Genomic DNA, 4,816 nt, shown 5'->3' with positions numbered 1-4,816 from the left:
TGGTGAGGCTGGCGATGCCGACATGGCGCCACAGCACTTCGCCATCGCGGCAGAGCACGGCGGCGCTGTTCAGCTGATGGGTCTTGCCCGACAAGGCCAGGAGATGCCTCCGCGCCCCTTCCATATCGGCCGGCTTGTGGAAAATTTCGTCGCCAAGCGACAGCGTCTGGTCGCAACCGAGCACCAGCGCGCCCGGCCGGCGCTCGCTGACCTCGGTCGCCTTGGCTTCGGCAAGGATCGAAGCGACATCCTCGGGAGACACGCCGCTGTCCTGCAAGGGCGCCTCGAGCGCGCGCTCGTCGACGTCTGCCGGCACCGCCTCGATGTCGAGCCCGGCATTGATAAGCATTGCCTTGCGGAACGGGCTGCCCGAAGCGAGGACGATTTTGCCGGCCATACTGGTTCACCAACGGTTGCGATCCGTCCAGCGCCCGTCACCCGTCTCGGCGCTATGCGCCGAGCCACCTTCTCTCAGGACGGAATGCTCACTTATATCGCCTGCCCTAGCGCGTCTTGCCCCGCAGGGCAACGATCGCCGCCGCGGTTTCCTCGATCGAGCGCCGGCTGACGTCGATCATCGGCCAGCCATGCCTGGTGCAGAGCTGACGCGCATAGGCGAGCTCCTCGGCGATGGCGGCGCGGTCGACATAGTCGGTCGGCACGTAGTTGTTGCTGTTGCCGAGGATGCGGTTCTGGCGGACATGCGAGATGCGCTCGGCCGTGGCGACGAGGCCGACGATCAGCGGCGTCCTGGCGTTGATCAGGCTTTCCGGCAGCGGCACGCCGAGCACGATCGGAATGTTGGCGGTCTTGATTCCGCGATTGGCGAGATAGATGCTCGTCGGCGTCTTGGAGGTGCGCGAGATGCCGATCAGCACGACATCGGCATCGTCCATGTTGGCCGGCAACTGGCCGTCGTCATGCTCCATGGTGAAGTTCAGCGCATCGATGCGGCGGAAATATTCGGCGTCGAGCACATGCTGGGCGCCGACGCGCCGGCCGGCCGGCGTGCCGAGATAGGACTGGAAGACGCTGAGCACGGGCTCCAGCACCGAGACGCAGGGCAGGCCCATGGCGGCGCAGCGCTCGTCGATGCTGCGCGCGAGCTTCTGGTCGACGACGGTGTAGAGAATGATGCCGGGCTCCTCCTCGATATCCTCGAACACCTTGGCGACCTGCTTTTCCGTGCGGATCAGCGGATAGATGTGCTCGATGGCGCGCGCGTCCTTATATTGCGCGGAGGCGGCGCGGCCTGCCGCCAGCAGCGTCTCGCCGGTGGCGTCGGAAATCAGATGCAGATGGAAGAAGCTCTGGGGTTTGTTCACAAGAGTTGGTTCCAGACTGTGGGCAGATGTGGACAAGGTTGGACAGAAAGGTCGTGACGTCGAAGGCGACTGTATCAGATGCCACCTTGTCCACAATTCGCCCCGCTGTAGGCTTTGTCGGGGCGCTGGGGACAAAACCGGGGACCAACTTTTCTTGGCCGATATCATCCACAGCTCGAGGTCCGCAGCAGAAGAGCCAAGGCGCTGACTCGAAAGCCTGAATCCAGTTCGTCCCCAAATCGCTCCAAATTGAGAAAGCGGCTGCGCGACAATATGCTGACTGGCCTTTTCGAGCGGCAGGCGGGACAGGTCACAACCACCACAACCAACAGACTCTTAGAATCAGAAGACTCTTTTAAAATAGATATTTGATTTAAGAGACCTGGAGAGGGCGAGCACTGGATGGCTGGGAAACGGATCGTGCTGGACGTCCTCAAGGGCGAGACGGTTTCACCGCCGCCGCTCTGGATGATGCGTCAGGCAGGGCGTTATCTGCCGGAGTATCGCGAGACCCGGAAGCGGGCCGGTTCTTTCCTCGATCTCTGCTATGATCCGGATCTTGCCGTCGAGGTGACGCTGCAGCCGATCGAGCGCTTCGGCTTCGATGCTTCGATCCTGTTCTCCGATATCCTGGTTGTGCCCGATGCGCTGGGACGAGATGTCCGCTTCGAAGAGGGATACGGGCCGATCCTCAAGCCGATTGCGTCGGCCGAAATCGAGGGCCTGGACGGCGAAACGTTTCACGTGAATCTCGAACCGGTCTACGAAACCGTCCGCCGTCTGCGTGCGAAGCTTCCGGTGGAAACGACCTTGATCGGCTTCTGCGGCGCGCCCTGGACGGTGGCGACCTATATGATTGCCGGCCACGGCACACCGGACCAGGGACCGGCCAGGCTTTTCGCCTATCGCGAGCCGGAGGCCCTTGCACGGCTCCTGAAGATACTGGCCGACCATTCGGCCGCCTATCTCATCCGCCAGATCGACGCCGGCGCCGATGTGGTGCAGATTTTCGATTCTTGGTCGGGCGTTCTCGATGAAGCGTCCTTTGAGGCGTTTTGCATCGAGCCCGTTGCCGAGATTGTCCGGCAAGTGGAGGCCGCGCGTCCGGATGTTCCGGTGATCGGGTTTCCCAAGGGCGCCGGCGAGCGCTATCGCGATTACAGGAAGAAGACCGGGATCACCGGGCTCGGGCTCGACTGGACCGTGCCGCTGTCGATGGCAAAGGAATTGCAAAGCGAAGGCGCGGTGCAGGGCAATCTCGATCCGCTTCGCCTGGTTGCCGGCGGCAGGGCGCTGGCCGACGGCGTCGACGCCATCCTTCGCACGCTGGGCAACGGGCCGCTGATCTTCAATCTCGGCCACGGCATCACGCCGGAAACGCCTGTGGCACATGTCGAGGCCATGGTGAAAATGGTGCGGAGCCATCGATGACAGAGACGATCAACGAGAACAGCGCCGGCCAGGCGATGAAGCGCATGTTGATCGGCATCGTCCTGCTGGTCGTCCTGACCGCCCTGCTCTTCCTTGTGGCGCCGGACAGCTTCTATCCCTGGGCGAAGGCAATCCATGTGATTGCCGTCATCGCCTGGATGGCCGGGATGCTCTATCTGCCTCGGCTTTTCGTCTATCATGTCGACGCCGAGAAAGGCTCCGTGCAGTCCGAGACCTTCAAGGTGATGGAGCGCCGGCTGCTGCGCGCCATCATCAACCCGGCGATGACCGTGACCTGGGTGTTCGGGCTTTGGCTCGCCTGGAAGGGCTTCGGTTTCCAGGGCGGCTGGCTGCACGCCAAGATCCTCGCCGTGCTGCTGCTTTCGGGTCTGCACGGCTATCTCGCCGGCGCGGTGAGAAAATTTGCCGAGGACAAGAACGAAAAGCCGGCGAGGCACTGGCGGATCGTCAATGAACTCCCCACATTGCTGATGATCGTCATCGTCATCCTGGTCATCGTGAAGCCGTTCTGAGGCTTCCCCACACCCGGCAAAAGGCGGCTTGCTCTTTCAGGCGACCGACGATAAAAGACGGGTCTTCCTTCCCGTCATGCGCCGCCCCTTTCTCGCTTTCGGCCGCGCCCGGCATTTGTCGCATCCAGCCGATTTTTTCTCCCCAAAGCCTACCCAGAGTCCATCTAATGCAAGAAATGAAACTCGCAGAGTTCAAAAACAAGAAGCCGCCGGAGCTGATCGCTTACGCCGAATCGCTCGAGGTGGAGAACGCCAGCGTCATGCGCAAGCAGGAGCTGATGTTCGCGATCCTGAAAAAGCTCGCCATCCAGGACGTCGAGATCATCGGCGAAGGCGTGGTCGAGGTACTGCAGGACGGTTTCGGCTTCCTGCGCTCGGCCAACGCCAATTACCTGCCGGGTCCCGACGATATCTATATTTCACCGTCGCAGATCAGGCGCTTTTCGCTGAAGACCGGCGATACGGTCGAAGGGCCGATCCGCAGCCCGAAAGAGGGCGAGCGTTATTTCGCGCTGCTCAAGGTCAACACCATCAATTTCGATGATCCGGAGAAGATCCGGCACAAGATCCACTTCGACAACCTGACGCCGCTCTACCCGACCTCGCGGCTGAAGATGGAGGTCGACAATCCCCCGACCAAAGACATCTCGCCGCGTGTGATCGACCTGGTGGCGCCGATCGGCAAGGGGCAGCGCGCGCTGATCAACGCTCAGCCGCGCACCGGTAAGACGGTGCTGTTGCAGAACATCGCGCACTCGATCACCGCCAACCATCCGGAATGCTATCTGATCGTTCTTCTGATCGACGAGCGTCCCGAGGAAGTGACCGACATGCAGCGCTCGGTCAAGGGCGAAGTCATTTCCTCGACCTTCGACGAACCGGCGGCGCGCCATGTGCAGGTCGCTGAAATGGTGATCGAGAAGGCCAAGCGCCTGGTCGAGCATGGGCGCGATGTCGTCATCCTGCTCGATTCCATCACCCGCCTCGGCCGCGCCTACAACACCGTGGTGCCGTCATCCGGCAAGGTGTTGACCGGCGGTGTCGACGCCAACGCGCTGCAGCGTCCGAAGCGCTTCTTCGGGGCCGCCCGCAACATTGAGGAAGGCGGGTCGCTGACCATCATCGCCACCGCGCTGATCGACACCGGCAGCCGCATGGACGAAGTCATCTTCGAAGAGTTCAAGGGCACCGGTAACTGTGAAATCCAGCTCGACCGCAAGGTGGCCGACAAACGCATCTACCCGGCGATCGACATCCTCAAGTCCGGGACCCGCAAGGAGGACCTTCTGGTGCCGCGTTCGGATCTGCAGAAGATCTTCGTGCTGCGCCGGATCCTTGCGCCGATGGGAACGACCGATGCGATCGAATTCCTCATCGACAAGCTCAAGCAGACCAAGACCAACGCGGATTTCTTCGATTCGATGAATACCTGATCGGGCGCCGAGGGACCGGTCCTTTCTTCGGCATACAAGACGGAGCAAGGAGCGCGGCGACGCTGCGCAGAACCCTAAGTCCATGCCGTTGTTT

At 61.7% G+C, this 4,816-nt stretch carries 5 protein-coding genes; 3 read left to right on the top strand and 2 right to left on the bottom strand.

Features of this window, described 5'->3' with window-relative positions; translation table 11 throughout:
* On the bottom strand, window positions 1–397 hold a 397-nt coding region (locus EOA60_RS19125; protein WP_128311738.1), incomplete at its 3' end, for a Maf family protein.
* A gap of 106 nt (window positions 398–503) precedes the next feature.
* The gene (locus EOA60_RS19120; protein WP_067323508.1) at window positions 504–1,325 is read right to left on the bottom strand and encodes a pyruvate, water dikinase regulatory protein; all 822 of its coding nucleotides are present in this window, start codon (window positions 1,323–1,325) and stop codon (window positions 504–506) included.
* 402 nt (window positions 1,326–1,727) lie between these two features.
* On the opposite strand from EOA60_RS19120, the gene hemE reads away from it, so the two are divergent.
* The 3 genes from hemE to rho all read left to right on the top strand — a co-directional run bounded on the left by hemE (window position 1,728) and on the right by rho (window position 4,722).
* Window positions 1,728–2,756 carry a uroporphyrinogen decarboxylase gene (hemE, locus tag EOA60_RS19115; RefSeq protein WP_095825108.1) on the top strand — a complete coding sequence of 343 codons (1,029 nt, stop codon included), beginning with the start codon at window positions 1,728–1,730 and terminating at the stop codon, window positions 2,754–2,756.
* Complete coding sequence (gene hemJ / locus EOA60_RS19110) at window positions 2,753–3,289, top strand: protoporphyrinogen oxidase HemJ (RefSeq protein ID WP_095825109.1); 537 nt, start codon at window positions 2,753–2,755, stop codon at window positions 3,287–3,289. Before hemE ends, hemJ begins: the two co-directional genes overlap by 4 nt.
* Before the next feature lie 167 nt (window positions 3,290–3,456).
* On the top strand, window positions 3,457–4,722 hold the full coding sequence (rho, locus tag EOA60_RS19105; RefSeq protein ID WP_082953824.1) for a transcription termination factor Rho: 1,266 nt from the start codon (window positions 3,457–3,459) through the stop codon (window positions 4,720–4,722).
* Window positions 4,723–4,816: the final 94 nt, after the last annotated feature.

Source organism: Mesorhizobium sp. M1A.F.Ca.IN.020.06.1.1 (genome assembly GCF_004023265.1).
In the GTDB taxonomy this organism is placed as follows: domain Bacteria; phylum Pseudomonadota; class Alphaproteobacteria; order Rhizobiales; family Rhizobiaceae; genus Mesorhizobium.
The sequence above is the reverse complement of the archived record's forward strand: the minus strand, read 5'-3'. Positions and strand labels throughout refer to the sequence as shown.